Genomic DNA, 26,474 nt, shown 5'->3' with positions numbered 1-26,474 from the left:
TATGAAAGCATCTTATTCAATCGCATTGATATTTATGAAATCAGGAGCTAAACTCCTATCGCTGCTTCTTGCAGGTACGTTTCTCGCAAGTTGCGAAAAAGTAGTAGAGGTGGATCTGAAGGATTCGGAGCCCAAACTGGTTGTTGAGGCCGAAGTTAGTGACCGGGACACCAACCACGTGGTGAGGATTTCCAAAACGATTCCCTTTACCCAAACAAATGAGTTCAACGGCATTTCCGGTGCCCAGGTAGTACTGAGCCTTCCGGGCGGACAGAAGATCACCTTCAGCGAAACAGAAAAGGGCGTCTACAAAAGCCCCAGGTTCGCAGGTGTTCCCGGAACGAACTATGTACTTGACGTAACTGTCGAAGGTAAAGTGTACACCGCAAGCTCTACTATGCCACTAGCGGTAAAGCTGGACTCACTGGGATTTAGAAAACTGTCTTTTTTCGGGGAGGAAGTGATTGTTCCACTCGCTTATTACAAGGACCCAAAGGATGCAAAGAATCAATACCTGTTCCGTATGAAAGCTAAGAATGAAGAAGTCCAGGAATCTTTAACTGAAGACCGGTTTACGAATGGCAATGATGTCACCGAAACGCTTTTCATGGATTTAGAAGAAGAGCTCGTTGAAGGGGATTCGCTGGAGGTTGAGATGCGCGGCCTGGATCTGAACGTGTACAAATATTACTTCGCTATTGCTCAGATATCCGGAGAAGGCGGTCCGCCGGTAGCCCCCTCCAATCCGACTTCCAACTTCAACAATGGCGCGCTTGGAGTTTTTAGTGCTCATACCACTTCTAGTTTAAAAACGGTGGTGAAGTTGAAGTAAATAGCGGATAGCCAGCGCAGAGAAGTTGTTGGCGTTAAAATTACAAGTACTCCTAGCTAGCCCACGGTTGTCGCGTGGGCTAGCTATTTTATGCTCGCAATTCTGGTAGCATCATAATATGCCGATTGAATTATGAACAGCAGAAGTAATAGAACAGAAAGCCGGAAATACCCATGATAATCCTAGTAGCAGGTTTCGTAACAGCGGCTCACTATTAGCAGTTTTCAAGCGCAGTGGAACTGCACCTTCTAAAACAGAGCTTCCCAAGATAGCTTCTAACTGCCATCGATGGGAGGATGGTTCACTTCTCCTTGGAGGAGAAGGGTTAGGGATGAGGAGATACGTACCACTTGGTGAACCAGTACAATATTTTTCCGCCGTCGTTTTAATTATCTCTATCGAATACTAGTCCATGGAAGGCCTTACAGCAAAAGAACCTTCCAGACTTATTGTTTCTTCCCTTCTGTTTCGTAAAATGCAGTCGAACGTCCCCTTCAGAGTTTCCCCTTGAGCACTTAATTGTAAATTTCCGATCGTCTCCTGGTACAACAGGTCGGCGTCGGAGACCTTGGCTGCGTAGCGGATATCATACAATAGAGGTTGTCCATCAATGCCTTTTACGATCTTAAATCTTAGCCATTCAGTTTCGCTGACCTCTGCATCGAAATAGTAAACATTACCCTGAAATGTTACGGTTGTACCATGGGATTGGGCCTCTTTCAGTAACCCATCTACCTTAAAAGACAATTGATTAAACTCCTCCGCATTTTTCTTACAGGAGATAGTTACGAAGAAAATAATCAACAGAAAAAGACTTCTAATAGGCTTCATTTTTTGTCATGAAGCTCAAATATATCGAAATTTAGAAAGGCTTATTCAATTAGCCGCCTCTACTACTCAATCTCGCCCAAGCGTCCGCTTGTGCTAGTGTATAAAAAATGTCTCAGGCTGTTGAGTACGATAACTTTGTACACACGCGGCACTCGTGCGCCGGCATGGGGAAAACTACCAATGTTGTTTCTGCAAACTTTCAACTGCACTTTTTAAAACAGATACTTCCCCAGATAGCTTCTAACTGCGATCGAAGGTAGGATGGTTCCCTTCTCCTTGAAGGAGAAGGGTTAGGGATGAGATGACTCCGCTTGTGCTAGTATCTGTATTTCGACCTGCCAAGCGGAACATATCGAACAACAGGGATGCCCCAACAGAAAAATGTACCTCTTCTAAAGCCGAATCCATACTCGCATTTTGCCGGCTCAACACTTTTATTCATGATATTCGTTCTTTAAAGACTACCATTGCATTATGAATATTGAAACAAGGAAACTTACGCTGGAAGACTACGATGACCTGAAAGAATCAATGCTGCAGGCGTACGACACATTAGGCGGACAAATCTGGAGCAAAGCAACGATCGCTAAATTGCTTTCGCTTTTTCCGGAAGGTCAGTTGTGCATTGCAGTAGACAATAAAGTGGTGGCTTGTTCATTATCCATTATTGTAGATTACGATGAGTACGGCGACAAACACACCTATAAATTAATTACAGGAGAATATACTTTTTCAACTCACGACCCTAACGGCGACACCCTATACGGTATAGAGATATTCGTTTCTCCTGAGTACAGAGGACTGCGTCTCGGGCGTAGACTGTACGAGGCGAGAAAAGAGCTCTGCGAAACCTTGAATCTTAAAAGCATTGTGGCCGGTGGCCGGATTCCGGGGTATCATGCGCATGCAGCAACGATGAGTCCGAGGGAATATATTGATAAAGTTAAAGCCAAGGAATTGTACGACCCTACCCTGACTTTTCAAATATCTAATGATTTTCACGTAAGGAAGGTGCTAAAAAATTACCTTCCGGGAGATCATGAATCAAAAGACTTTGCGACCCTTATTGAGTGGAACAACATCTATTACCAGGGAATAGATGCCTCTGCCCGCTCTGCGAAAACAATCCGTATTGGTTTGGTACAATGGCAAATGCGGCTTTTCCCCGACATGGAAACCTTTTACGAACAGGTAGAATTCTTCGTTGATGCAGTGAGTGGCTATAAATCCGACTTCCTCCTTTTCCCCGAGCTGTTCAATACCCCATTGCTTCAACCGTATAACCATTTACCAGAAATGGAAGCTATGCGTAAGCTTGCAGAGCTCACGGAAGAAATAGTTCTAAAGCTCCATGAATATGCTGTTTCTTACAATGTTAACATCATTACGGGAAGTATGCCTATTCTTGACAATGGCAAGCTTTACAACGCTACGTACCTGTGCCATCGGACCGGAAAAACGGATGAATACAGAAAAATCCACATCACACCTAATGAGCAAAAGTACTACGGAATGGTTGGTGGCGACAAAATCCAGGCCTTTGATACGGATTGCGGAAAAGTTGGAATCCTAATCTGCTACGATGTTGAGTTCCCTGAACTAAGCAGAATACTTGCCAACCAGGGGATGCAAATTTTATTTGTTCCCTTTTTAACCGATACTCAAAACGGTTATACCAGAGTGCGGCATTGTGCGCAGGCCAGGGCCATTGAAAACGAATGCTATGTAGCCATAGCCGGTTGTGTGGGCAACCTGCCAAAAGTCAATAATATGGATATTCAATTTGCACAGTCGGCGGTATTTACACCATCCGACTTTGCCTTCCCTACCAATGCTGTTAAGGCAGAAACCACTCCAAATACGGAGATGATGCTGGTGGTGGATGTAGATTTACACCTGCTGGATGAATTACATCATTTTGGCACTGTTAAAATTTTAAAAGACAGGCGGAAGGACCTATATGAGGTTAAACTATTAAAATAACGAAGAGAAAAATACAATTTTACGATGCCTCGCTGCTATCGGTAAGTACGCTGCCCTCGCTCAAAGTTGCATACTCACACGAAAGCGGAGGCGGAAACTAATATCGTGACAGAAACAGAAAAAGCCGCCCTGCACAGGCGGCTTTTAACGTATCAAAAAAACAATTTAAAACCCTAACCCAAGGGCAAATCCGCGTACCGGAGTATTAAAGCTGACACCCGGTTTCACTGTCGCCATGCCCGTAGTCGTGTTAATAGTATATAACCTCGTTGCGCCCCCTGCAGTTAAAACAGCGTAAGCCATTCCGGAGGTTCCGCCGATATCAAATCCATTACGGCTTGTACATCCAACCCTAAACTACAGATTTTAGGGTGCAGCAATTTGCTAAAAGAATATCAGTACATTTCGTTTCATGGTCAGGAGTATCCATTAGTCCTCGATTCGTCCGCTTACACAGAATAGCCCTTCAGAGTTTTAGAGCCTTTCGAAGCCTTCCCCATAGCTCATTATCGAAGCTCGAGGCTGCTAAGCGCGAATCTCCGGCACTTTCACCCATCCGGATAATAACGAGATTTTGAGACGGAACTACATAAATCTTTTGATCGTTTTTTCCCAAAGCCGCGTAAGTATCCTCAGGCGCATTGGGAATGAGAAAACCATTGAAACTAATTTGAGTCTGCGGCAGCATATAACTGCTTTTGCCATTCAGCCAGGTGAGGTAACCGTATGCAGCATTGATGTTTTGAGAAGAAGCAAATTGCGCAGAAAGAAAATCAGCGGGGAGAATGGCCTTTCCATTCCAGCGTCCATTGTTAAGCAGGAGCAAGCCGAATCGTGCCATACTGCGCGGTGTACTGTAGAATACGTTATTGAACCCCGACTTCAGCCATGATCCATCCATCCCAATTTCACTTCCTATCATCTGCTGGAAATAAGATTTATAAGGAGTGCCGGTAGCCGACTCAAGCACCTTCTCGAGCAAGGTATAGGGGGCATTATGATAAGACCAACGGGTACCAGCATCTGCCTTATATTGAAGGCAGGATGGCGAGGTACAGTCACTTTCGGGTACATTGTCGTCTAAGCCGGTAGTCATGGCCAGCTGATGCCGGATCGTGATCTTATTCTCTTTCTCAGGGGAAGTACTGGTCCAACCGGTGCCAAGATACTGAGAGGTTCTATCGTTAATACTTAGTTTGCCCTGGTGCTGCGCAATTCCAACCAGTGCGGCAGTTAAGGTTTTACCTGCGGAAGCCCAATACCAACTCTTATCGGGAGTAAACCCATCAAAATAATATTCAACAGCAATGCGCCCATCTTTCAGGATAATGAAAGCCTTTGTGCCCTTTTGCTCAAGGAATGTCGCCAGGGAGCTCAATTCATTCTCGTTCCAGTTCAAAGACGAAGGCCTGATGCTCTCCCATTCGCCGGAGTGGGCCGGTGGAAAATAGGAATTGGGGGCTTGATTACCAGGCTCCTCCGCTTTCCTGCATTGCATAAAAAGCAGAGCAAACATAATAATTGATAGAAGTCTTTTCATTTTAACTTTAAGATAAAGCACTCGCCATGCTCTGACAGAAAATTCTACTTTTGGTTTAAAGACCCTATACGTGGAATAACTATTTAGGTTTGTTTCGGTGAAGGCATGTTGACAGATCCAAATCCTGCAGGCTTCGCTAAGTGGCAGTGTATGCAACTCAATAGCCTCAGCGTCCTGTACTTCTGCTTTCAGGTCTGACGCAAGCGTCCGCTTATGCTACTATACAAGGTGAGTATCTACCAAGCCCTTTTCGCCGCCCATTTTGGCGCAAGTAGACGCTGCCGGTCTGTCGACAAATCGGGTTAATCCCGGATTCATATACATTACACTGCAGCTTTTAGTCCATGTAATTTTTTGGACATGAAAAAGCTGACATTTAGGGTTGGGGCCTAGGTCAAAAAAATAGCGGAAAGAAAGGCCTTCTTAAGCCTTGCTCCTACTTTATCGAGTCATACATCAAAGCCATAGCGATGAGTGGATTGTGTCCCAAATAATCCTTGGACGGTGTGTTAAACTTCGTATGTGGCTTTCGCTTAACGTCTTCAGGGTTGCCTCCCAGCGAATGATAGAACTCCCAGATCGTTCCGGTTCTTTTAAACTGGCGTGCAGACGCATCAAGTGCCTTTTCAAGAATTAATTTTGCCGCATCTCCCCTTTTGTAGTTGAGACATGCCCGGGCTGCCCAGTAGGTCATGCTATTCCATGCAGGCCCACGCCACATACGTTGTTCAAATTTAGGATCCTTCCTGCCCACAGTAGCCATTGGGTGAGCGGTGAAAAATGCCGCGGTATCTAACAGATAATTGTCAATGTATCGGTCAGCCTGCTCCTTAGTTGCTGCCCCGGTGACCAGAGGCCACATACTTTCTAGCGCCAGGTGGCGAAGAGATGGATCTTTCACCGCCCAGATATCATAAAACATCCCATTCTCCTTCACATATAACGAATCGTTAATGAACGTCTTCAAATCGTCCCTGCGTTTGTCATACCAATGAAAATCGAAGCCTAACTGCCTTGACCATTCGCCGGCTATTTTATACAAGTTATACACATGCGAAGTGGCATCTATGCAAGCTAGCGGACCTTTTTTTACCTCATCAAAACGCACTCCTTCATCTACACCGCTCTCCCACCTTTTCAATAAGATATCATTATAGAAGAAACCTTCCCCCTGAGCCTTCCTGTTATTTTCAAACCAGGCTATTTGCCTGATCAGAGGCCCATACAATTTTTTCAGCACGTCCTTATTTCCGGTGTACTTAATGTAGTCCTGCGCTGCTATCGGCCATACCGGCGGATGCCCCTCGGTTTTTTTATTCCAGTATATTGTATCTCTGCCTGACATCCCTCCTGGCATATAAATCGAGCCAGGCAACATGCCCGTAGGCTCCTGATTTCTCACATCATTTAACAACTGATGCAAGGCATGCTCCGGATAAGAGTGTAATACATCAAGGGTAATGTGTACAATGTCCCAGTGGCCAAAAGCCTCTCCATATACGTAGCCCGGGCCCAGGCCCTCCCACTCATATTCAAACGGCCAGGCCGCCGGGTGTGTGTTGGTTTTGTGAAGCCTGGCAAGATACGTTAGCATCGGCCGCCATTCTGGTTTACCGGATGTTGAAGCAGTCGTAATCAAGCGTTCCCAGGAGCCATTGCCAGAGGTCGACTTTTTGCCCCCCGTTTGTGATTGAACACTCGCTGACAACGAAAAAACACATATAATAATGAGAAGTAAGCGTGGAAATCGGTTCATAACGCAAAATAGTAAACTTTGCACAAGTTCACTACTGGAAGCTTATGCACGTGGGATTTATAATGCTCGGCATCAAAAGCATTGTTTCTCCAGCAAACAGCGAGATACTTGAATACAAGTACTTGACGCTTAAGGCCGGGCCTACTTGCGCCAAACCACGGGTAGTTTGGAGGAGGCACGACAGGGCAGCAATGCTTTGAAAAAGACTAGTTTTCAGGCAAATGCAAGGAGAGCCGAACTACATATGAGCTTGAAAGCCGAATATGGGTTTGGTAGCAATAGAGTATTTGTAGAATTATTAAAAGACACACGCAGCACACTGCGTCAGCATGGGTGTTAGAAAGAACGCACAGCACCGTGTGCCAGCCCAGGCAATCAAGGCTTGGGCCAGTATGTTTAGGTATCTGGAAAATTATTTAGGTTTTGGAACAGTGACTCTTTGCTTTTACGCCCGGTATCTATCGCCCAATTCGCCATTGCCTGTAAAACGGGCTTTAGTGCCAGACCGTCTTCAGTAAGGCTGTAAGTAACTTGCGGCGGAACTACCGGCAGCGCCTTCCGAGAAACTAAACTGTCCGCTTCCAACTGCCTCAGGTGCTGTATCAGCATCTTTTCTGTGATATGTGGCATTGCTCGCTTCAACTCTCCATAACGCTTGCTGCCACTAATCAGGTGGAACAAAATAATTGGCTTCCAATAACTGCCGATCTTCTCCATTGCGTAAGTTATCGGGCAGAGCCTGAAAACGGTTTGCTTATTAAACTGAATAGTTGAACTCTCTTTTATCTTAGTCATAACGCCTACTTACTTTAGAGTATGTACTTGCAGAAAAGTAAGCACTAAAATACCTTTGTCTAATCAACAAGCAAAGAAAAAATGAAAAAAATAATTGTATTCGGCGCATCTCGAGGTACAGGAAAACAAGTCGTGGAACAGGCTCTGGCTTTAGGACTCGAGGTTAAAGCGATGGTCCGTAATATTGAAAACTTCACCCTCCAACACCCTAACCTTAAAACTATTAAAAATGATGTTTTACGCCCCGAGACGTTTCAAGAGCATATTGCAGGAAACGAAGTTGTGATATCTTGTCTGGGCATTCCCAAGATCCAGCCTACTACTTTATATTCCCAGGGAATGAAAAACATTGTAGACTCAATGCAACATGCAGGGGTAAGCCGCATTATTTGCATCTCGTCCGGAGCTATTAGTATTCCGCCAAAAAGCTCGTTTATTATGACCTTTCTTATAAAGAACGTTCTTCAGCGCATATACAAACCTATTTACACCGACATGGTTTTGATGGAAAATATCCTTAGCCAGTCTGAGCTGAACTGGACGGTGGTCCGCGCACCCAAACTGAGCGACGGGAAGCTTACAAAAAAGTATAGGATAATAACTCAGCAACCACTAAAAGGTATTCCAACAATCTCCCGAGCAGACCTCGCGCATTATATCTTAGATCATATTACGGACAGCCACACCTTCAAATCGAAAGTTGAAATTGCCTATTAACTCTGATCCCGCTAATGGCACTGGGGATTAAAAGCGATGTGCACTATAGCTCTTCCTATATCTGCCTTCTTCAGAAGGTTTGGAGCTATATGCCTGGTTTATAATAGTACTCCTTTCCCAGCCGGGCTCCATACTTATGACAAAATGGGAGTTATCCTACCACGGGAATCTCGAAGTAAAATCGTGTACTTTCTTCATCACTATCTACGCCAACATGTCCGCCATGGCGTTTAATGATTTCTGCAGAAATATATAGTCCGATACCAAGTCCCGGAAACTTTTGGGAGGAACTGTGAACACGATAGAACCGATCAAATACGAAAGCTTGCATCTCTTCCGGTATACCTATCCCAAAATCTTCAACCGTTACGCGTACGTTCCCATCAACCAAGGAGCACGTCACTACTACTTCATCTGCATCCGGTGAATATTTAACTGCGTTGGATAAGAAATTGCCAATCACCTGTTCTAAACGGCTGCGATCGCACTTAATAATTGCATGAACATTATTTTCGGCAATTATTTTATGTGTAGAAACGCCAACTTGTATTTGTGAGACAACTTCATTGATAACTTCTGCAATAGCAACCTCGCTGAAGTTATAAACCATTTGCCCGGCCTGAATCTTGCTAACGTCCAGGAGATCGTTTACCAAAGCTGTTAATCTATCAACCTGAGCATTTGCGCGTTCAATAAACCTAATTGCATGAGCATTATCACCTTTTGTTACCGTCCTTTGGAGCATTTGAAGAAAAGCCTTCATGGAAGTTAAAGGTGTTTTAAGTTCGTGACTGGCCACGTTCATAAACTCATCTTTTTTCCTCATCAACTCCTCAATATCCTTCCTGTCTTTTTCCTGCTTTACTAGTGCATCATTGAGATTGGCCCGCATCAGGTCAATGGTGTTAGCAAGTTTTTCTGCTTTCACGGCAGTTTTTTCTGCCAGCTCTATGCGTATTCGGGCACTTAATAGCTCCTGCTCTTTTTTAAACAACGATATTAAGACAGGCAGAATTTCTCTGAGCTCAGTTAGTTGAGCCTCTTCAGGTATCCTACCCAATAAAACTGCGACCGATTGAGAGGGACCAGCTATTCCCAGAGCTGGTAGGGACGAAGTATTGTCGGGAAATGGTAAAGTACCCTTATGAATTTCTTGCTTCGCGGTATCATTTAGAAAACAGTGCCATTTGTTCCCGTCCGGAATAGTTTGCTGGAAGCCTGGAGCCGGTAGCAAAATGTTAATTTCTGGATCGCGTATAAATATCATCAGACTGCTGCCTCCGAGATATTCTGCTAATTTCGAAGCAGCATGCATACGTTCAGAACTTTCGCTTAATCCCGAAATTAACTGTAAAATCATTATTCAGGAATCACACAAACTACTGCCGTACAGTTTTGAAATCCGCTAAATTGGCCATTGACCCTTGCTACTTGTCCGTAGGTGTTACAGCCCGCGTAGTTAACCCCTTTTAGAGTTTCTTTTACCTGGTTTAATTCGAAATCAAAGGTTTTACCCATTCTAAGTCTGGTAGCAACGCAATCAAAAAACAAAGCCACGTTTGGCTTATGATCTCCCAGCTGCTCTATCGCATTTTTTGCGGCAAGCATTGCTGCTTCCTGCGAGCAACTATTATCTGTAGTCATAAAACTCACATACGCACCATTCGGTACATCACTGGCCATAGCAATCGACCCATCAGGGAGCACTGCCAGGGGAACCCGCAATTTATGATCTCCTGCTATTTCTATGCCGATGATATTATGCAGAAAAAAAGGAATGGGTTGTTCTACATCCAATTGTTGGCCTGTGGTTTTTGCATGTTCGAGAAATACTTCTAAAGCCGGGCGTGCATTCAAACTTACCAGCTTCATTCCATCCGATTCTGTTACCCGCATTTTTTCGCCCACCGGCTTCCATCCATGTGCCGCGCCTACGCCAATTGGCTTGTTCGACAGAATCTCTAAGATGACGGCCGAATTGGTGTAGGCATCAGTATCGTAAAATATGTGCGTACGCTGAAAGTTTGCATTATCGCCCGCCCCTCCACCGAAGAACTGGTATTTTCCTGTAGTTTTTTCAGTTAAAATATCAATTAACTCGTCAGTATAACCCGATAAAGCGTCTGCAAAAATCATGGCTGAATAATATTGATACTGATAGTCGTGTATATCCGTTAAGTTTTTATTCAGTTCCTCTGCGACCAGGGCCCGGTCTTCTTTGATTCCCGTGGCAAATCCCGCCCTGAACTTTAGATCTGTAGATTGTATAGCGATGGCACAGGCAGAATCGGTTCCGAAATCATTCGATGTAAATTCGCCAGCAGACGAACTACCAACTAGTATTTTAGGATTACAGCCATTTTTTAATTCACCTAAAAAGGCTGGGTAATCATATATCGATGATGCAAATACAATTACAACATCAGGAACAACATCAGGAAATTTATTTTTTATTTTTTGTCCAAGTTCTCGGCCCGCCTCTGTGCCATCATTTAATTCAGTAAAAACTACTGCAGATTGAGTCATATGTTATAGGGGAATATTAGCCTTTGATAAACCTCCTGTCGGATTATTTGTTTGGTCGATAAGGCTAGATAAAGGAAACGCGGTATGGCTCAATACGATAAATTCGTGCATGAGAAGACAGCAGTTGGCAGAGTGACACTCCTTCCCGAAAAAGGAAAGAACACTCGATGTGAACTATTAAACTCTACAATGAAGACGGTACTTTAGTTTACTCGATCGCAAAACAAACACGAACCCGCTCTGTCCGTAGAGTTGAGCGCAGCGTCTCTACGAACAGCACTGCATAAAATTATTAAAAGGCACACGCCGCCCGGTGTGCGCCGGCAACGAGCAGCATCCCAACAGTATTTACACCTCACTGGCGAGATGTTGTTTCCCAGCCTTCGGGTTTCGCGGGTGTACAATCCTTGAACACAATACTGCCAACTTTATCGCCTTTAATTTCGGTCTTCAGTTCATTTCCCGGCACAGCGAAATGCACGTCTTCGAACGCAATATTCTTGCTATCCAATACCTGGATCAAACTATCTCCGCTGCTTATTTTCAGATTCTTCAACACAACACCCTTTGCGTCGTTCAGCGTGATCAATTTTTTAGAACGAACGGTTGCATTTTCAATTGACAAATTGCTCAAAGGCGACTCTGGCAGGCCATTAACCTTTAAAAACTGCGATGACTGCTCTACAACAATATTTTTTATGCTGATATTCCTGTATAGAGGAGTTAATTTATTTACAACCACATTATCCCTGCTTGCCAGGGCTCCTACATACATGCTGCTCCCTAACATGTCTACATTGACGGCTGTTCCCCTTAGGTTCATCCTGATCCGCTCGTAATACAAGTTTTCTCCGCCACCACCTCTTGGCCTCCTTGTTTTAAAACGTATTCCGGTATCAGTATCATCAAAAACACAATCATGCACATACAAGTTCCTGATCATGCCTGCAGTTTCACTTCCGGTAGTAACGCCTCCGTGTCCTTGCTTTGCAAGGCTATATCTTATCACGATATTTTCTGAAGGTTTATTCACACGCAAGCCGTCCTCGCCTCTTCCGGACTTGATGGTGAAGCAATCGTCACCCGCCGCCAACGTACAGTATTCTATCAACACATTTTTGCAGGATTCGATGTCCATACCATCTCCTGTCGGGATACCAACTGAGTAAACGTCAACACCGCGGATGATGACATTTTCACAATACACCGGGACAATATTCCAGAAAGCCGTTTCTCTTAATGAAACGCCTTCTATATAGACGTCTTTACAATTAATGGGACCAATAAACGTGGGCAGGAAGATCGGACCTCCGTTCTTTCCATCAAATATTCGTTGCGTTGCGGGCTTCTCGAAAGGGACTTTTTCTTCAAACGTTCCATAGCCTATGTTCTGTTTTCTTACAGATCCCGGAGCAGGCCCAATCAGCGTACCTTTACCTGTGATGGCGATATTCTGCTGGCCGTTCGCATAAATGCAAGCTCCCAGCGACATACCTTCTACGCCTGCACTACGGGTAAATACAACCGGCAGGTAGTCTTTAATTTCGCCGCTGAAACGCAGTTCGGCCCCTTCAGAGACATGAAAGTTCACATTACTTTTCAGGCTGATACGGCCGGTATTCCAAATGCCTTTGGGAACAATAACGGTACCGCCACCCTTACGATGCACCTCGTCAATAGCCGCTTGTATCGCTTTTGTACTCATGACACCCTGCTTTGCCCCCTTCTCCGTAATCTGCATTGTCAGCGGTTTAAATGTGGGCTTTTTGAATTGAGGCATAGGAAATGGCGCATAGACAGGTGCAATCTCATCAGGCATTCTTAATGCCCCCACTTCATCCTTCGTAGGAATAGAATCAAGAGGATCGGTTCCTTTTGCGAAGCTGCTTTGCATACCCGCAACTAAAGCCAGAATAAAAGCGAGCGTTCTTAATTTGATTGCCGCCTTCATCTTAGCAGAAACGGACTTTAATGGCAATAATCTCGAAGCTGTTGGTATTGAATGATTTCTTTTCATATGGCCTATATAAGGGTGCTTAGCGTTTGTCGAATTTATACTATTCAGGCAGTCAGGACAGCCGCCCTGCACGCTAATAAATTCAGTACTATTTTTACAGGTAACTACAGATTAAGCAGGGAAACAACCAGGTTGATAATCCAATTGAAACTGTTTATAGGTTAATACAAATTCGCGATGCCTTAATGCTTCTGATCGTGTAAGCATCCCTTCGCTAACCTTTTCGATATAGTCAACAATCTCCTGTCCCAATTCATCTAAACTCGATTCTCCATTAATTATTTTGCCGGCATTGATGTCCATGTCGTCCCGGAGCCTTTCAAATGTTTTTGGATTACCGCAAATTTTTACAACAGGTGAAATTGCTGAACCAACCACTGAACCTCTGCCTGTGGAGAACAAAATAATGTGGGCACCACAAGATATCAGCTCCGCAATCTCTGCATTATCATTAATGTTTGGAAATCCGAAAAGGGGCTCACCATCGGGAACAACATCCAATAAATATAACCCTGGCTTGGGGGCTCTTTGCGTTGGTTTGATTATTCCGCTTATGACAGAGTCGCCACTTTTACAATAAGCTCCCATTGATTTTTCTTCTATTGTTGTTAAACCACCGGTGGCATTACCGGCAGAAAAGCTGTCATGTCCCATTTTTTTATAGTACACATACGCTTTTTCTACAGTTGACAAAAGCTCCTTGGCCAAGGTTTCATCAGCAGCACGATCGGCCATGATCTGCTCACATCCAATCAATTCACCTGTTTCTTCAAATATGGTTGTGGCTCCTTTCGCAACAAGGATATCAAAAGATTTGCCGATAGCCGGATTAGCCGCTATTCCACTCGTGGCATCCGAGCCGCCACAGATGGTCCCCACTATTAGTTCATCCCAATCTAAATTTACCTGTGGCACCGATTGAATCAGGGTATACGCTCCATCTACCCACTTAACTCCTTCCTGTATGGTTTTTAATGTCCCCCCGGTCTCCTGTATGACCAATGTATGTACGGGACGATTTGATTTCTTTACAGCAGCAGATATGCCAGCGGTATCGAGGTTTTCACATCCCAGGGAAATAAATAAAACGGCACCTACGTTAGCGTGTGTACACAGGTTCTTCAACATGTTGTTAGCGTATTCGTTGGGTGCGCATCCGCTAAAGCCGATCACATGTACATCTTTATCTTTAAATTCTGACGCGATTTCCCTGGCAACATGATGCGAACACTCCACTGTATAAACAATCAGTAAAGTGTTTCTTATACCCTTCTCGCCGTTATCTCTTAAGTATCCTTTCATCCTTAGGTAATAATTAAGTTCTAATAATTACTCTTCATGTTATGACTATGTACGTGTTCTCCTGGCTTTATATCATACAGGGCAGAACCAATGGGACTTCCATACTTGATTATTTTTTCGTCCTTTTTTATAGGTCTTATGGCCACCTTATGAGTGTATGGAATATTGTTTAGTAATGCAAGAGGCTCTGTATTATCATCTAAGAAATATTCATCCCCTTCTGACAATGGCTGCAAAGCTATAGCTACATTATCATGGATATTAATACGGAGAATTTTGTTCGTACTCATTCTTGTCTCTACCATCTAAAACGACCTTTCACTTCTATCATTACCCGGGATTAAAAAGCAAAGGCAGCACCGCCGTCTACCGGCAATAAAACACCGGTTATATAAGCAGCCGCATCAGAAGCTAAAAACAGTGCAGCATTGCCAATATCCTGCGGTTTACCAAATCGTTGAAAAGGAATACGGTTCATGATCTTTTCCCTTCTTTTTTCATCTGATTGAATTGCTTTGAACATCATGTCGGATTCAATCCAGCCTGGTGCAATCGCATTGATGCGGATATTATCCAGGCTGTAATCGGCCATAAATGCACGCATCAAACCAATCAAGGCAGTTTTTGCTGTGGTGTAGGCGACTACCTGACTCATGCCCATAAACGCCGACATCGAACTGATCAAAATAATGTTTCCACTCTTGCGTTGGCTCATTCGGTTCGCTACCTCACGCGACAAGGTGAAAACGCTGAGCAAATGCACTTGCAATACACTTAAAAATTCTTCATCAGTGGTTACCCCGGCCGGCTTTTTCAGATGCTGGCCCGCATTGTTGACCAGGATATCAATAGGCCCCACTTCTCTTTCAATTTTGTCAACCAGGGCAGGCACCTCTTTCTGCAGAGAAATATCCTGCGCGTAGTAACAAGCCCCGTTCCCGACTTTCTCCACTGCGTGCTGCAGAACATCCTCACGCCGTCCCGTAATGACAACCCTTGCCCCTGCCTTTGCAAATGTTTCTGCAATGCCAAGACCGATGCCTGATCCCCCACCCGTTATTAAAGCAACTTTCCCTTCTAAGGATAAAATATTTTCCATAATTCAATCTTTACATGATTCCAAATTTCTTAAATGCATCGACCGTACTCATCCCTTCTTCCAGGGCTTTCTGTACCAGCTTTTCTCCTCTTGCTTTTTCTATGGCACCGCTGAACGCTTCTTTTTCTGCTTCTTTGGGTATGATCAGCAATCCATCGAGATCTCCATATACGATATCACCCGGATTGACCCTTACGCCATTAAATTCTATTGGAACCCTGTAATCAATCACTTTACCGCGAGGTCCCTGGTCTTGTGCATAACTGCCCAAAGAAAAGGTTGGAAAATTCAGCCGCAGAATTTCAGGCGTATCCCTGGAATAGCCATCCACTACCGCTCCCGCAGCCTTTAATTTCAGTGCCCTCGTACTCATCAGGCCACCCCATAAAGCGTAACGGGGAGACGAGCCGGAGCATATATACACTTCATTGGGTTGCAGGCTGTCCAATGCTTCAAACATAATCCCAAAAGGCTTTTTCATGAGTGGCACCTGACTCCCTTCTACTACTTCGGCGAAAACATCGGCTTCCAACACAGGCATAGCACGGCCAATCACTACCATGTCGCTTCGTAAAGGCTTTATGTGAGGCGAAACAAATTGGTGCAAATAACCCATCTTATCAAGAATATCGCCTACCAGCGCGGTAAACAATTCTTTCCGGGCAATATCAAATAACTCTGTATCATCTTTCCAAAGTTCCATTGTATATATATAATTTAAAGGATAGCAATTCTTACTTCTCTGTTTTTGCAGGACAGTTAGTTCTCTATTTTATTCCGGTTCAGCACCTAAGGGGGCAATACCAAAAACACAAATAAAGCCGTTTTATCGATCGAAAGATAGGAAATTATCTTCTAAGGGGAGGTTCGGGCTGCAAGGTTGAAGCAGCAAATGTACGCTTCGGCTATTGATTGCGATATGGAAGAAAGAGGTTTGATAATAGGGGAGTTTGGGTGAGTGGGTTGGATACTCTTTTTTATTGGGAAATTAATAGGGACTTCAGGGACAGTGTGGGGCTGGGAAAGGGAAGAGGATAACTTCTGTTTAATAAACCTATATTCTATATTAGGAGAACAATTGAAGTAATGAATGGATAAGCTAGATTGGGGAATCGTAACTCCCGAAGGAACAAGGCTAGAAAGGAATGAGTTTATCTACGTATATAACCATGACCTATCATCTGCGGAGAAATTGAATCGAACCTTAAGGTTTATTTTAGGAAGGCTTCGCTATTACGATACGCAGTTACCCCCTAACCCCAAACATTTAGTAAAAATTGATTTACGGGGCCAAAGTGTACCTAAGAATACTACTGACCTTTTGAAAATGGAGTTAAATAACCAGTATCCTGGAAATTTAACCATAAGCTTTATTGTCGACTAAAATGGCTTTTAATATTATAGCAGAATCGTCAAGACGTCTTGATTTCGAGGAGATACATAAAGCTTCTGTGAAAACAAGCCTGGGATTTGAAATCTTCCCCATGCCCAAACTGGGAATTAATGGAGGGGATGCCATAGGTATTTCTGTTCCTTTATCAAATGCAGATGAGCCGACTTGGATGGAATTGAAGCGAGTATTGAAGTTATTGAAGTCGTATTTTCATTGCGATGTCTATGATTTATACGGTGGGCAAAAACTAGGCTTATTTAATATTAATTCCTTTCGTAAAAACTTAATGGCATAAAGTCGCGGCTGTGGCAAGCTTAATGTCCATTGGTCGCGGCGCATATGCAAAAATGCTCATGCTCGCACTAGCCAGGGTTTGATAATGGTTGATTTTGGGTGAGCGAGTCGAAGGCTTTTTCTGTTGGAGAATCCGTAGATCGTGGGAACTTTAGGACAGCGAGGGGATATAGAAAACACATTTCTACTCCAAATCTATACCTCTAAAAATTATAAACTGTCGCTCCGTTAGGCCGAAATAGTTCTTATCTAATGAAATATTATTGATGTTTATTTCTTCAAAATCTTCCGGATCTTCCTCCCAGTCGCCCTCCCAGCAACAATAGTATTCAAGAAGCTCCTTCTCTGTTCTCTCTTTAATAAATTCGATAAACTTTTGAGGTGAACGCTTATTATCCTGCCACTCAGGATTATCAAATTCAGCAGAATAAAAGTTTAAGCCACAGGAACAACGTGTATCTGAGCCGACATAATAAATGTATTGCTTAGAAAATTTAGATCTTAGATATTCATTTTGTTCCGGCGATATCTCTTCAAAATAGATATCCGTTTCCTTAGGAACAAACTCTCCCGTTTCTAGTTCCTCATCTGTCCCTATAAAAACTGCAAAACACATATTGTAGATTTTGAAGTAAGATAGGAAAAGATGCAATTACAAATACTTTGCAATGAAGCCAACGGGGAATAGTTGTATCTTCATTTCATAGAATGACGCATTCCAATGACTTCGATAGTTCAATTTTCACTTACTGATTTCGTAGGATATGCAACCCTTCCCGTGGCACTTATTGTTTTTTTTGCGATAAAAAGCCGTAATAAGTCGAAATTTGGGCTCAACTTCAGTCGGGTGTGTTGTCCTTCGTGTCACACTAAACAACCAATTATCAGAATGCCGCAAAACGAAAGACAAGCGCTGTACGGAGGGTGGACTTGTGAGAAGTGTAAAACTGAAATAGATAAATATGGTCGAGCTGTTGACGCAGAAAATCAAGAGATTGAGCAATCACCAAGATAAAAATTAGGAAAAGTCCGCAAACCTCGCTGCATTTCCCCTCGAAAACGAGGACGATTTAGGGCACCTGTAATCGCAGCACAAGCGGACGCGAGAGATAAAGAGAGGGATTGGAATAGTATAAACTGTCAAGCAGGACTAGATTATTTATCTTTATATTAAAGATTTTGTTAGAGAAAGTAGAAGCACATATTAATAGACCGATCCAAAAATAAGTAGTGTCCAGCTACTGTGAGCCTTTATGCCTTTAAAGCCGGCACTTTAATTCCTTACGCTTTTTTCATGACAGGCTAAATTTTATTGCTATTTTTAAACCACCACCTCCGAAACACCTATTCTTTTAACATCTCAAAGCCATACAAGCACCTTATAGCGACCTTACAGCGATGTTATAGCGACCTTATAGCGATGTTTTCCCGGCTTCGTTCAGTATTCGTTCATGCTTGCCTCTGTATTGGTTGGCAACAGGTTCAGACGCGTTTCGGTATGTTGGCCTATCTGCTGAACAGAGTCTGGCAGGAGGCATCAACCACGCTAGCGACTTTATCTAAACCTTCATTCTTCTGAAGCATTTATCGTGATAACCACCATTTTTTTGTCGGTGTTATTCCCGGGATCACTTTCTCTCCCATCAGCGGGGTCACCATTTCGATGTTATTTTTTTGGGCCAAATCCGCTACCATATTAATTGATTCGTTCCAGGGATGCAAGGCTAAGTCAAAGGTAGAGAAATGAATAGGAAATAGCAGACTGGCGTTTATCTCCTGAGAAGCCTGGATTACCTGTTCCGGAAAAAGATGGGTATTCGGCCAGCCTTTGTTCCATGCATCTATCTCCATAAAAGCCAAATCAAATGGTCCGTATTTCTGGCCTATTTCTTTGAAATGTTCGCCATAACCAGTATCTCCGCTCCAATAAAGATTCTTCTTCTCTCCTTTAATTACATAGGAGGCCCACAAGGTTTTATTCCTGTCATTATAACTTCTTCCCGAATAATGTACAGTTGGGCAAGCGGTTATACTAAGTGATCCATGTTTTACAGACTGATTCCAGGCCAGCTCTTTGATCTTATTCTTTGACACCCCCCATCCCTCCAGCCTGGCTCCTACGGCTAGCGGAACGATGAAGCGGATGTTCTTGTTCGCCAAAAACTTGATAGTTTCTGTTTCCAGGTGATCGTAGTGATCGTGGGTGATTATTACGATGTCAATCTTTGGGAGTTCCTCGCGCTGCAACGGGGGAGCGCTCATTCTCCTGGCAATTATCGGCAAAGGGCCTGCATTTTCAAACACAGGATCGATTAAAATACGGTATCCATCAAGTTCAATGATGGCACTGGAATGCCCTAGCCAATAGGCGGCATATGAAGAAGGCACTTCTGAAAAATCCCTTTTTGTAAGTGCACGTTTGGGCAGTTCAAACTCCGGGGCGTTAGGAGATCTTTTGAAAAACCTCCCGAAGCCAGGGTTACCTCCTGTTGTTTGTTCAGGATGAGAAACGATCTCTTTCGGACTTATAAATTCGTCTTTCAAAGGTGAATAATATCGATGCCCGGAATATTCCTTTTTTCGCTCGTCGGAAGATTTTAACTGCCCAATTTGATTATTTACGTAGTAACCTGTTACGCCTAAAACAAGGAGTAATGCGATAGCCAGGGCGCTTAAAATATGTTTTCTTTTTATTTTGAAATTGAACATTTTATCTCTGTTAATAAGCCTTACACTTTACGGCGGGATCTTTCCAAGAGCTTACAAAGGTAAAAGAAAGAAGATCTCTTTCGACTAGAACTCGCAAGCATCCCCATGGTTCGGCGCAAGTATGCAGTAAGGGCTGAGGGCTCTGTACTCGTTTCGGATAAATACATCCAGCCAGTAAACTACTGCAAAGCTTACGAAGTACAGCTTCTGCTGGTCCCTGATTTTGTACTTGGCACTCATGAAAAGCTAAGCTAACATTTAGGTTGGGCCAATGCAACTACAGCACAAGCGGACGCTTGCGCCAGAGAGAGGCTCTGTACTCGTTTCGGATAAATACATCCAGCTAGTAAACTACTGCAAAGCTTACGAAGTACAGCTTCTGCTGGTCCCTGATTTTGTACTTGGTACTCATGAAAAGCTAAGCTAACATTATACCTGAGGTTGGTGTTATCACCATACCTCTAAAAATTTATTTTCTTACATTCACATAATGTACCCTGGCCTTGAATTTTTTACAGCTACATGCCTTAATTGGCAGCACCTTTTATCGCATGAAAAACATAAACAGATTATCATGGAAAGCCTTTCCTTTCTTGTGCATGAGAAAAGAGTATGGCTGTATGGCTATGTAATAATGCCTAATCACATCCACCTGCTATGGCGGAAGCAGGATGACTGGATGGATAAAAGTGTCCAGCAGCAGTTTTTGAAATTTACCGCACAGCAAATAAAATTCAATCTACTGCACAACTTCCCAAAAGAATTAAACAATTATAGAAGTAGCCAAAATGACCGACAGTTTCACTTTTAGGAAAGGAGACCTTATAAAGCTACAATGTTCAACCGGGCAGTACTGGAACAGAAACTTGACTACATACATAACAATCCAGTAAGAGCCGACTCTGTTCATTGCCTGAGGAGTATCTTTACTCCTCCGCCCCTTATTACCTTTTAGACGTTTCTGATCCTTTGCTTACGCATTATATGGAACATATGTAATGTCTGGGATCTGGCATGAATATGAATAGAGAAAATGGTATGGTGATAACACCAACCATAGGGGAAAGCTAACATTTAGGTTGGGCCAATGCAAGTACAGCACAAGCGGACGCTTGCGCTAGAGGAGGTACTCGTTTCGGATAAATACATCCAGCCAGTAAACTACTGCAAAGCTTACGAAGTACAGCTTCTGCTGGTCCCTAATTTTGTACTTGGTACTCATGAAAAGCTAAGCTAACATTTAGGTTGGGCCATTGCAAGGACAGCACAAGCGCGACGCTTGCGCTAGAGGGGGGTAACAGGGTGACAAAAAAAAAGGTCGTAGCAAGAGGCTACGACCAGTACGGAAATCCGAATTAGCGATCCTTAATTAGGTCTTCTCGTATGATGATTGTAGTTTTTGTAAGCAGGGCCTTTCAATTTCTGCTGCTCATTTCTACCAGTGGTCACTACCGTCTGTTCTACATTTGCAGTAGCTCTCCCTGGCTGACGGTTCTTAAATGCAGGCCCTTGAACTGTTTCTACAGTGGTAGCAGACTGTACTTTTGTTGGCACCGCTTTATGCATCCAGTGCTTAAAATTTTTATATTCCGGACCTTTCAGATCACTTTGTTTTACTTCGCTTTTTTCTTGTGCCAGGGCACCAAATGAAACGACAAACAATCCTAAAATTAATGCTGCTTTTTTCATGACTGTTCTTTTATGTGTCTAACAAATTTACAGTCGATGACAAGGGTTTGGGAATACAGGAATTCACCCTATTTGCATCCGTATTTCTACGGATGCTTCAAAATTGAAGTTTAGATCAAACTTAATTCAGTGGCTTTTTTAATAAGTTCGGCAGTGTTTTTCACTTCCAACTTTTTAAGAATATTCGTGCGATGTGTTTCTATCGTGCGTGAACTCACAAACAATTGAGCAGCAATCTCTTTTGTGGTCAAACCCTTAGAAATCAGTCGCAAAACCTCCGCCTCTTTCTTTGATAAAACATCCTCGCTGACGCTTTGGGCAGACATGAAGTTGATCATTTTCTCAGAGATTTCAGCGCTAAAATACTTCTTCCCTCTGTGAACAGTCCTGATGGCAAGGATCAGTTCAGATTCATCCGTGTTTTTTAAGAGGTAACCGTAGGCACCCATTTTGGCGCATTTTGCAATGTAGTTACCAGCACTATGCATAGAAATGACAATAGGTTTGATGTTGGCGTCTACGTTTTTTAATTCCTTCAACACCTCAAAACCGTCCATCTCTGGCATAGTGAGATCCAGCAAAACTATATCCGCCTCCATCTCCTGTTTTACCAGGTTCATCAACTCAGCACCATCAGCAACACTTTTAACAATTCTAATATCGTCATGCTTTTTAAGTAACTCTACAAGCCCATTTCTAAAAAGATCATGGTCGTCAGCAATTATTAATTTGATCTCATTCATGATTCAACAGGTAGTTCAATTTCGAAAGTTGTATTTCCGGGTAATGCATTGATCGTAATTTTACCATTGCAAATGTCTACGCGCTCTTTAATGTTGGTGATTCCAGACCCGAGTTTAACAGTGCTAATATCAAAACCAATCCCGTCATCAAAATAGAAAAGCGAAATAAACTCATCAAATTCTGAGAGGGTAATCCGGATGTTTTTCGCCTTAGCGTGTTTAAGTGAATTATTTATCAGCTCCTGGCTTATTCTAAAAAGGTTGATTGCCTGATGGTCTGTAATCCTTGAGTTTTCTTGTTTGGTAAGATCCTCATATTCAATGTTTATACTGGTTGATCTGTTTAAGTTTTCGATGTAATTTGTTAGTGTTACGCCAATTCCAAAATCATCTATAGAAGCAGGCATCAATGCGTTCGACATGGACCTGATTTCGGAAATAGTTTCATCCACTATTTTTTTCATTTCATTTTTCTTCAACTCATCTTCGACGTTATTTTCAATGTAGTGCTTCAACGAAGTTAAATAAGGGCCCACACCATCATGAAGCTCTCTCGAAAGTCGGCGCCTTTCATTTTCCAAACCGTTCACCAACAGCCGCTTTGCCATTGTCCTGGTATTATCTTCCTGGTTTTTAAAATCGATCAGCTTATTTCTCATCGTCAGCAGACTTTTCCCCAGGACGTCATTGGCACTACCGGGTTCATAGATTGTTTTTACATCCATATTGCCGATTGCTTCCGAAAATTTTACAGCACCCTGTAAAGAAGCTTTCAGGTTCGATAGCGCATCGAACATTTCCTTTATTTCCTTTGAGCTTCTTTTGTATTCGATGTGTTGATTGTAGTCGCCTTTAGCCATCACTCTCAGGCTATTTCGCATATTCTTTATCGGGTCAACAATAATTCGTGTCAGGAAAAGAGATAGCGTAACAGCAACTAAAAAAACGACGAGCGTTAAGGTCATCAGCCTTAACTTCAATCTATCCAAAGGCTTCGTCACCTCACTTACATCAATTTCAGAGAGAATAACCAACTTTAGATTTGAAATTTGAATCAGACTGTAGACACTATAAACCGGAACACCTCTATAATCTTCAAAAATAGCTCTTCCATTGATCCCTTTTAAGGCACTGATTACCCCAGGAGTTCTTACAGATATATCATAAGGTTTTTTATCCGAAAAAAAACGAGATTCAGAACGCATTCGAAAATCTTCGCCAACAAGATAGGTCTCTCCACTCTCGCCCATACCCGTTCGTTCCAACAGGATCTCTTGTATATTGCTATAATCGATAACCTTGATCTTTCTGCCTTTCTTGGCATTCAGAACAAAGCCTATCGTTGCTTTTTTATTTTTATGATAGGGAGTAAAATCGTGGATGCCACTGATCATTTTTATACTATCCGGAAGCGCGAAAGCAGCGCTATCCATATTTTCGCTAGACTCGTCAGAAGTTTTAAAACTTTCCCATTCTGACTTTATCAGATTCTCTATCTGAATACTTTCAAGGGTTTCGATTGAATTTAACTGCGCTAGAATACGGTCGTTCAAAACACTTGAAAACTGTTCATAGAACGAGAAAGACAACAAAGCGATCACCAATACGATCAAACTATTGATCATTATTAGTATCAGCGTTTTTATGTTCATTGGAATCTTCTTAAAAAACCTATCAAGTCGTTTATGATAATGCGCTTTTCGAACGTAATGATACGGATTTACAGTCTGTAAAACGACATCAGTAAGCCCAAATCCCTTGCTGGCTTAAGGTTAAGGGCCGAATTAGCCATGGGCTGGCTTAATGCCCGCAATGAAAGAAGCTGGTAGCTTTGGTATAGAAAGTCGATGTCAAGGTGCTCCCGGCTTCCTGAATAATCTGCTGCACTACTATGAAATGGTGCTTCAGAAACATTCGTTCCAGGCTTAACGCTCCGGACAGCGGGGAATTTACATCATGGCATGGGAAATTAGTCGTTTTCCTTGATGCATTATTATACTTTTGCCCAAAATCAAAAAATGGCAACTACAAAACTTACAATAAACAACAACGGTTCGGTTAGAATTGAAGGAGATTTCGAAATTGTGGACAAGAATGGTAACGCTTATGGCCTACAAGGCCGGACAGTGGTATCGATCTGCCGATGCGGACTTTCTAAGAACAAGCCCTTTTGTGATGGATCGCACAACGGCCATTTTGAGCACGAAGCAGTCGCATTCGATTTGCCACCCAAGAAAGTTTAGTGTCCCTACTATTGCAGGATGCACGGATCAGGTGGCATTTGTTGGTCCGAGCTTGCAAGCTCGGACCTCATTATACTAAGTCACTATCCAAGATCCCTCTACCGCCGGAATAGTCAATTGCGCTACTGTATTTCCAATGATAAGCTTCTGTAGCAAATCCGGAAAAATGCACGACAGGGACTATTTTAGGCTGAAGGGTTCATTGAGATAACGAAAGCAGAGCCTTTGTTGGTCTAAGGCACAAGTACACCCCCCACAGGTCAACGCAGCATACTTGCGCAAAGACGAGCCCCATTAAATTCTTCATAAACGGCTACTCACCATCTCTATCCTGTTGCAGACTTTCCTGTTCTTTACTAATCATGTATAAGAGAACCCGCTCCTCATCTTCTTTCCATGTTCCTGCCTTATTCTCAAGCACTTTGAACAAAATAGCAAACGAATCATCCAGCCTTCGGCCACAAATTTCTTCTGCCGTTTCCCAATTTATAGCATTTAATGCTTCCCTTGCTTCTCCTAAATATTGAAACTCCGTTTCTCCGACTACGGCTCCCCAAACAAGTTCTTCACCGTTCTTTTGTCCCTGTTGTATAGTAATCTTACCCTGATTCTGTTGTTGCATATCTATGACTTTTTAGTGCAACAAAACTGTGGGTGCTATGTTTCGGGCCAGTGGTCTAAGGCACAAGTACGCAACGCTGAGGACAGTAAGGTGTCCGAGCTGCAAGCTCGAACCAGCAAGCGCCTATGCAAAACGCTTATGCTCGCCGTAGCGGGGATTTTTGTTTTCAGGATATTTTTTGGAGATTGCAGGCGTAAAACCTACGCAATTATGAAGGCTATTCTCTTCTCCTTACTTTTTATTCCACTTTTTGGAAGTGCTGACACCTGGCCTATCGATTCACTTACCGGACGCATCAAGTTTACTGAAGTGGTAAATCAAGCGGCCACCAAAGAACAATTGTATTTAAAAGCTAAACGATGGGTGGGCGAAATCTTCAACTCGGCCAAAGCTGTGACAGAAATTGACGACAAGGAAGGCGGCATGATGGTGGTAAAAGGCTTCTCCCCTATCAACCTTAAGCACTCTTATGGAGTTACGCGCATGCGTTTGATGTATTCGATTAAGCTTGACTTTAAGGATCAGAAGTATCGGTATTCAATTTCGGATTTAGAGTATGAGGGAGAGCCGACTGCGATGGTACCCAACCCGCCGAAGATAAATTCGGAAGCCTGGTTGATTAATTGGGAAAAAAACTGGGAAGCAGAGATGCAAAAGTCAGGTATCAAGCTGAACGCGCGACAAATGGAAAAAGCCAAGGCAGATTCGAGGCTCTTGCACCCACAATACCAAAAACAGACTCAGATAACGATCGATGCGCTGATATTGTCATTGAAAAAGGCGCTGAGTGATAGTAAGGAAGATAATTGGTAAAATTTATATGCTAACAAACAACATTCTTAAAAAAGTTTTTAAGATTCAGTTCGTGGCGTACCGGGACCTGTTTCGTTATTGAACGAAACAACAATCCCTCTGTCCGAGAGTTAAGCGTAGCGTCTCTACGGATTGAACAATAATCAGGAGTTTAAACTCCACTACCATCGAGTTAGAGACTCTCATTTATACTGGAATCCGTAGAGCCCTGCCAACTTTACGGACAGTAAGGGGTGCGCCAGCATGGGGAAGAATTGCCAGATCTTTTTCAGTAATGATTCGAAGCTCCTTCGGCTGTTATTCCGCACACGGTCGTGAAAGGTTATTACCAAACAGGTACCTGATTCGGGATTGTCTCGGGGAGTGTTCGGCGTTTGTTCGGGAAAACCTACCATTTGTTCGGGAACTGTTCGGGAAACGTTCGGAAAATACCAAACGTTCTTTGTCTCGTCCTGAAATAGCTATACAGGTTTATTGCTTATTACTAATTCAATTATACACTGCAATTTGTTATTCCTTTATGAACTATACAAGTGGTGTTGCGGTTATTTGATTTCTACTTTTCCATCG

At 43.0% G+C, this 26,474-nt stretch carries 28 protein-coding genes and 1 pseudogene; 10 read left to right on the top strand and 19 right to left on the bottom strand.

Annotated features, from left to right (window positions below; translation table 11 throughout):
- The first annotated feature begins 1 nt into the window (after position 1).
- Positions 2-832 (top strand): DUF4249 domain-containing protein, encoded by an 831-nt coding sequence (locus tag J4N23_RS18785; protein WP_207429383.1) that lies wholly within the window; start codon positions 2-4, stop codon positions 830-832.
- Between the two features lie 405 nt (positions 833-1,237).
- On the opposite strand, the gene J4N23_RS18780 is transcribed toward J4N23_RS18785, so the two are convergent.
- Complete coding sequence (locus J4N23_RS18780) at positions 1,238-1,663, bottom strand: hypothetical protein (RefSeq protein ID WP_207429382.1); 426 nt, start codon at positions 1,661-1,663, stop codon at positions 1,238-1,240.
- Between the two features lie 474 nt (positions 1,664-2,137).
- On the opposite strand from J4N23_RS18780, the gene J4N23_RS18775 reads away from it, so the two are divergent.
- Complete coding sequence (locus J4N23_RS18775; protein ID WP_207429381.1) at positions 2,138-3,646, top strand: carbon-nitrogen hydrolase family protein; 1,509 nt, start codon at positions 2,138-2,140, stop codon at positions 3,644-3,646.
- 165 nt (positions 3,647-3,811) lie between these two features.
- Here J4N23_RS18775 and J4N23_RS18770 read toward each other — a convergent pair.
- From J4N23_RS18770 to J4N23_RS18755, 4 genes and pseudogenes are all read right to left on the bottom strand, one after another.
- A pseudogene (locus J4N23_RS18770) lies at positions 3,812-3,985 on the bottom strand (DUF4394 domain-containing protein); the annotation flags it as partial.
- A gap of 127 nt (positions 3,986-4,112) precedes the next feature.
- Positions 4,113-5,186 (bottom strand): serine hydrolase, encoded by a 1,074-nt coding sequence (locus J4N23_RS18765; RefSeq protein WP_207429379.1) that lies wholly within the window; start codon positions 5,184-5,186, stop codon positions 4,113-4,115.
- 436 nt (positions 5,187-5,622) lie between these two features.
- A complete protein-coding gene (locus J4N23_RS18760) occupies positions 5,623-6,942 on the bottom strand; it encodes a trehalase family glycosidase (protein ID WP_207429378.1) in 1,320 nt (439 codons plus the stop codon).
- A gap of 396 nt (positions 6,943-7,338) precedes the next feature.
- Entirely contained in the window at positions 7,339-7,737 is a 399-nt protein-coding gene (locus J4N23_RS18755) for a helix-turn-helix domain-containing protein (protein WP_207429377.1), read from the bottom strand.
- 81 nt (positions 7,738-7,818) lie between these two features.
- Between J4N23_RS18755 and J4N23_RS18750 the strand changes: the two genes are divergently transcribed.
- Positions 7,819-8,454, top strand: a complete 636-nt coding sequence (locus J4N23_RS18750) for an NAD(P)-dependent oxidoreductase (RefSeq protein ID WP_207429376.1) — start codon at positions 7,819-7,821, stop codon at positions 8,452-8,454.
- Positions 8,455-8,605: 151 nt separating this feature from the next.
- Here the strand turns inward: J4N23_RS18750 and J4N23_RS18745 are convergent, their stop codons facing one another.
- The 7 genes from J4N23_RS18745 to J4N23_RS18715 form a co-directional block, all read right to left on the bottom strand.
- Positions 8,606-9,814, bottom strand: a complete 1,209-nt coding sequence (locus tag J4N23_RS18745) for a cell wall metabolism sensor histidine kinase WalK (RefSeq protein ID WP_207429375.1) — start codon at positions 9,812-9,814, stop codon at positions 8,606-8,608.
- Positions 9,814-10,980 (bottom strand): FIST signal transduction protein, encoded by a 1,167-nt coding sequence (locus tag J4N23_RS18740; RefSeq protein ID WP_207429374.1) that lies wholly within the window; start codon positions 10,978-10,980, stop codon positions 9,814-9,816. Before J4N23_RS18740 ends, J4N23_RS18745 begins: the two co-directional genes overlap by 1 nt.
- Positions 10,981-11,335: 355 nt before the next feature.
- The gene (locus J4N23_RS18735) at positions 11,336-12,997 is read right to left on the bottom strand and encodes a glycoside hydrolase family 28 protein (protein WP_242689291.1); all 1,662 of its coding nucleotides are present in this window, start codon (positions 12,995-12,997) and stop codon (positions 11,336-11,338) included.
- Between the two features lie 111 nt (positions 12,998-13,108).
- Entirely contained in the window at positions 13,109-14,299 is a 1,191-nt protein-coding gene (locus J4N23_RS18730; protein ID WP_207429373.1) for a UxaA family hydrolase, read from the bottom strand.
- Positions 14,300-14,319: 20 nt separating this feature from the next.
- Entirely contained in the window at positions 14,320-14,589 is a 270-nt protein-coding gene (locus J4N23_RS18725; RefSeq protein WP_207429372.1) for a UxaA family hydrolase, read from the bottom strand.
- 50 nt (positions 14,590-14,639) lie between these two features.
- A complete protein-coding gene (locus J4N23_RS18720) occupies positions 14,640-15,398 on the bottom strand; it encodes an SDR family NAD(P)-dependent oxidoreductase (protein ID WP_207429371.1) in 759 nt (252 codons plus the stop codon).
- Positions 15,399-15,408: 10 nt separating this feature from the next.
- On the bottom strand, positions 15,409-16,101 hold the full coding sequence (locus J4N23_RS18715; RefSeq protein WP_207429370.1) for an RraA family protein: 693 nt from the start codon (positions 16,099-16,101) through the stop codon (positions 15,409-15,411).
- 387 nt (positions 16,102-16,488) lie between these two features.
- On the opposite strand from J4N23_RS18715, the gene J4N23_RS18710 reads away from it, so the two are divergent.
- Positions 16,489-16,782: a hypothetical protein gene (locus J4N23_RS18710; RefSeq protein WP_207429369.1), complete on the top strand. Its 294-nt coding sequence runs from the start codon at positions 16,489-16,491 to the stop codon at positions 16,780-16,782.
- 1 nt (position 16,783) lies between these two features.
- Positions 16,784-17,086, top strand: coding sequence for a hypothetical protein (locus J4N23_RS18705; RefSeq protein WP_207429368.1), 303 nt, complete (start codon positions 16,784-16,786; stop codon positions 17,084-17,086).
- 183 nt (positions 17,087-17,269) lie between these two features.
- Here the strand turns inward: J4N23_RS18705 and J4N23_RS18700 are convergent, their stop codons facing one another.
- From J4N23_RS18700 to J4N23_RS18690, 3 genes are all read right to left on the bottom strand, one after another.
- On the bottom strand, positions 17,270-17,701 hold the full coding sequence (locus J4N23_RS18700; RefSeq protein WP_207429367.1) for a hypothetical protein: 432 nt from the start codon (positions 17,699-17,701) through the stop codon (positions 17,270-17,272).
- A gap of 968 nt (positions 17,702-18,669) precedes the next feature.
- Positions 18,670-19,794 (bottom strand): MBL fold metallo-hydrolase, encoded by a 1,125-nt coding sequence (locus tag J4N23_RS18695; protein ID WP_207429366.1) that lies wholly within the window; start codon positions 19,792-19,794, stop codon positions 18,670-18,672.
- An 84-nt stretch (positions 19,795-19,878) separates the two neighbouring features.
- Positions 19,879-20,034, bottom strand: a complete 156-nt coding sequence (locus J4N23_RS18690) for a hypothetical protein (RefSeq protein WP_207429365.1) — start codon at positions 20,032-20,034, stop codon at positions 19,879-19,881.
- Between the two features lie 31 nt (positions 20,035-20,065).
- Here J4N23_RS18690 and J4N23_RS18685 point away from each other — a divergent pair, with 31 nt between their 5' ends.
- The 3 genes from J4N23_RS18685 to J4N23_RS18675 all read left to right on the top strand — a co-directional run bounded on the left by J4N23_RS18685 (position 20,066) and on the right by J4N23_RS18675 (position 21,031).
- The gene (locus J4N23_RS18685; RefSeq protein WP_207429364.1) at positions 20,066-20,221 is read left to right on the top strand and encodes a hypothetical protein; all 156 of its coding nucleotides are present in this window, start codon (positions 20,066-20,068) and stop codon (positions 20,219-20,221) included.
- Between the two features lie 147 nt (positions 20,222-20,368).
- Complete coding sequence (locus tag J4N23_RS18680) at positions 20,369-20,605, top strand: hypothetical protein (protein ID WP_207429363.1); 237 nt, start codon at positions 20,369-20,371, stop codon at positions 20,603-20,605.
- Between the two features lie 276 nt (positions 20,606-20,881).
- A complete protein-coding gene (locus J4N23_RS18675; protein WP_207429362.1) occupies positions 20,882-21,031 on the top strand; it encodes a hypothetical protein in 150 nt (49 codons plus the stop codon).
- A 128-nt stretch (positions 21,032-21,159) separates the two neighbouring features.
- Here J4N23_RS18675 and J4N23_RS18670 read toward each other — a convergent pair whose 3' ends face one another.
- The 3 genes from J4N23_RS18670 to J4N23_RS18660 form a co-directional block, all read right to left on the bottom strand.
- Positions 21,160-21,483, bottom strand: a complete 324-nt coding sequence (locus J4N23_RS18670) for a hypothetical protein (RefSeq protein ID WP_207429361.1) — start codon at positions 21,481-21,483, stop codon at positions 21,160-21,162.
- A gap of 110 nt (positions 21,484-21,593) precedes the next feature.
- Positions 21,594-22,226 carry a response regulator transcription factor gene (locus J4N23_RS18665; RefSeq protein ID WP_207429360.1) on the bottom strand — a complete coding sequence of 211 codons (633 nt, stop codon included), beginning with the start codon at positions 22,224-22,226 and terminating at the stop codon, positions 21,594-21,596.
- The gene (locus J4N23_RS18660; protein ID WP_207429359.1) at positions 22,223-23,878 is read right to left on the bottom strand and encodes an ATP-binding protein; all 1,656 of its coding nucleotides are present in this window, start codon (positions 23,876-23,878) and stop codon (positions 22,223-22,225) included. The genes J4N23_RS18665 and J4N23_RS18660 overlap by 4 nt, the downstream gene beginning before the upstream one ends.
- A gap of 366 nt (positions 23,879-24,244) precedes the next feature.
- Here J4N23_RS18660 and J4N23_RS18655 point away from each other — a divergent pair, with 366 nt between their 5' ends.
- Positions 24,245-24,469 carry a CDGSH iron-sulfur domain-containing protein gene (locus J4N23_RS18655; protein ID WP_207429358.1) on the top strand — a complete coding sequence of 75 codons (225 nt, stop codon included), beginning with the start codon at positions 24,245-24,247 and terminating at the stop codon, positions 24,467-24,469.
- A 313-nt stretch (positions 24,470-24,782) separates the two neighbouring features.
- On the opposite strand, the gene J4N23_RS18650 is transcribed toward J4N23_RS18655, so the two are convergent.
- Positions 24,783-25,091: a hypothetical protein gene (locus J4N23_RS18650; RefSeq protein WP_207429357.1), complete on the bottom strand. Its 309-nt coding sequence runs from the start codon at positions 25,089-25,091 to the stop codon at positions 24,783-24,785.
- 210 nt (positions 25,092-25,301) lie between these two features.
- Here J4N23_RS18650 and J4N23_RS18645 point away from each other — a divergent pair, with 210 nt between their 5' ends.
- Positions 25,302-25,904: a DUF4468 domain-containing protein gene (locus J4N23_RS18645; protein ID WP_207429356.1), complete on the top strand. Its 603-nt coding sequence runs from the start codon at positions 25,302-25,304 to the stop codon at positions 25,902-25,904.
- The last annotated feature ends 570 nt before the right edge of the window (positions 25,905-26,474 follow it).

Origin of the sequence: Pedobacter sp. SYSU D00535 (assembly GCF_017355855.1) — a bacterium.
Classification (GTDB): Bacteria; Bacteroidota; Bacteroidia; order Sphingobacteriales; family Sphingobacteriaceae; genus Desertivirga.
Note: the sequence above shows the minus strand (reverse complement) of the source record. Positions and strands in the feature narration are given on the sequence as shown.

Bases quoted from the DNA above. Each gene is read 5' to 3' on its own strand.
- J4N23_RS18745 (WP_207429375.1), bottom strand. From the start codon at position 9,814: ATGATTTTACAGTTAATTTCGGGATTAAGCGAAAGTTCTGAACGTATG.
- J4N23_RS18670 (WP_207429361.1), bottom strand. From the start codon at position 21,483: ATGAAAAAAGCAGCATTAATTTTAGGATTGTTTGTCGTTTCATTTGGT.
- J4N23_RS18720 (WP_207429371.1), bottom strand. From the start codon at position 15,398: ATGGAAAATATTTTATCCTTAGAAGGGAAAGTTGCTTTAATAACGGGT.
- J4N23_RS18665 (WP_207429360.1), bottom strand. From the start codon at position 22,226: ATGAATGAGATCAAATTAATAATTGCTGACGACCATGATCTTTTTAGA.
- J4N23_RS18765 (WP_207429379.1), bottom strand. From the start codon at position 5,186: ATGAAAAGACTTCTATCAATTATTATGTTTGCTCTGCTTTTTATGCAA.
- J4N23_RS18740 (WP_207429374.1), bottom strand. From the start codon at position 10,980: ATGACTCAATCTGCAGTAGTTTTTACTGAATTAAATGATGGCACAGAG.
- J4N23_RS18705 (WP_207429368.1), top strand. From the start codon at position 16,784: ATGGCTTTTAATATTATAGCAGAATCGTCAAGACGTCTTGATTTCGAG.
- J4N23_RS18685 (WP_207429364.1), top strand. From the start codon at position 20,066: ATGCAACTACAGCACAAGCGGACGCTTGCGCCAGAGAGAGGCTCTGTA.
- J4N23_RS18775 (WP_207429381.1), top strand. From the start codon at position 2,138: ATGAATATTGAAACAAGGAAACTTACGCTGGAAGACTACGATGACCTG.
- J4N23_RS18735 (WP_242689291.1), bottom strand. From the start codon at position 12,997: ATGAAAAGAAATCATTCAATACCAACAGCTTCGAGATTATTGCCATTA.
- J4N23_RS18700 (WP_207429367.1), bottom strand. From the start codon at position 17,701: ATGTGTTTTGCAGTTTTTATAGGGACAGATGAGGAACTAGAAACGGGA.
- J4N23_RS18725 (WP_207429372.1), bottom strand. From the start codon at position 14,589: ATGAGTACGAACAAAATTCTCCGTATTAATATCCATGATAATGTAGCT.
- J4N23_RS18760 (WP_207429378.1), bottom strand. From the start codon at position 6,942: ATGAACCGATTTCCACGCTTACTTCTCATTATTATATGTGTTTTTTCG.
- J4N23_RS18715 (WP_207429370.1), bottom strand. From the start codon at position 16,101: ATGGAACTTTGGAAAGATGATACAGAGTTATTTGATATTGCCCGGAAA.
- J4N23_RS18785 (WP_207429383.1), top strand. From the start codon at position 2: ATGAAAGCATCTTATTCAATCGCATTGATATTTATGAAATCAGGAGCT.
- J4N23_RS18750 (WP_207429376.1), top strand. From the start codon at position 7,819: ATGAAAAAAATAATTGTATTCGGCGCATCTCGAGGTACAGGAAAACAA.
- J4N23_RS18660 (WP_207429359.1), bottom strand. From the start codon at position 23,878: ATGAACATAAAAACGCTGATACTAATAATGATCAATAGTTTGATCGTA.
- J4N23_RS18650 (WP_207429357.1), bottom strand. From the start codon at position 25,091: ATGCAACAACAGAATCAGGGTAAGATTACTATACAACAGGGACAAAAG.
- J4N23_RS18780 (WP_207429382.1), bottom strand. From the start codon at position 1,663: ATGAAGCCTATTAGAAGTCTTTTTCTGTTGATTATTTTCTTCGTAACT.
- J4N23_RS18730 (WP_207429373.1), bottom strand. From the start codon at position 14,299: ATGAAAGGATACTTAAGAGATAACGGCGAGAAGGGTATAAGAAACACT.
- J4N23_RS18695 (WP_207429366.1), bottom strand. From the start codon at position 19,794: ATGTTCAATTTCAAAATAAAAAGAAAACATATTTTAAGCGCCCTGGCT.
- J4N23_RS18675 (WP_207429362.1), top strand. From the start codon at position 20,882: ATGCAAGTACAGCACAAGCGGACGCTTGCGCTAGAGGAGGTACTCGTT.
- J4N23_RS18655 (WP_207429358.1), top strand. From the start codon at position 24,245: ATGGCAACTACAAAACTTACAATAAACAACAACGGTTCGGTTAGAATT.
- J4N23_RS18710 (WP_207429369.1), top strand. From the start codon at position 16,489: ATGGATAAGCTAGATTGGGGAATCGTAACTCCCGAAGGAACAAGGCTA.
- J4N23_RS18680 (WP_207429363.1), top strand. From the start codon at position 20,369: ATGGAAAGCCTTTCCTTTCTTGTGCATGAGAAAAGAGTATGGCTGTAT.
- J4N23_RS18690 (WP_207429365.1), bottom strand. From the start codon at position 20,034: ATGAGTGCCAAGTACAAAATCAGGGACCAGCAGAAGCTGTACTTCGTA.
- J4N23_RS18755 (WP_207429377.1), bottom strand. From the start codon at position 7,737: ATGACTAAGATAAAAGAGAGTTCAACTATTCAGTTTAATAAGCAAACC.
- J4N23_RS18645 (WP_207429356.1), top strand. From the start codon at position 25,302: ATGAAGGCTATTCTCTTCTCCTTACTTTTTATTCCACTTTTTGGAAGT.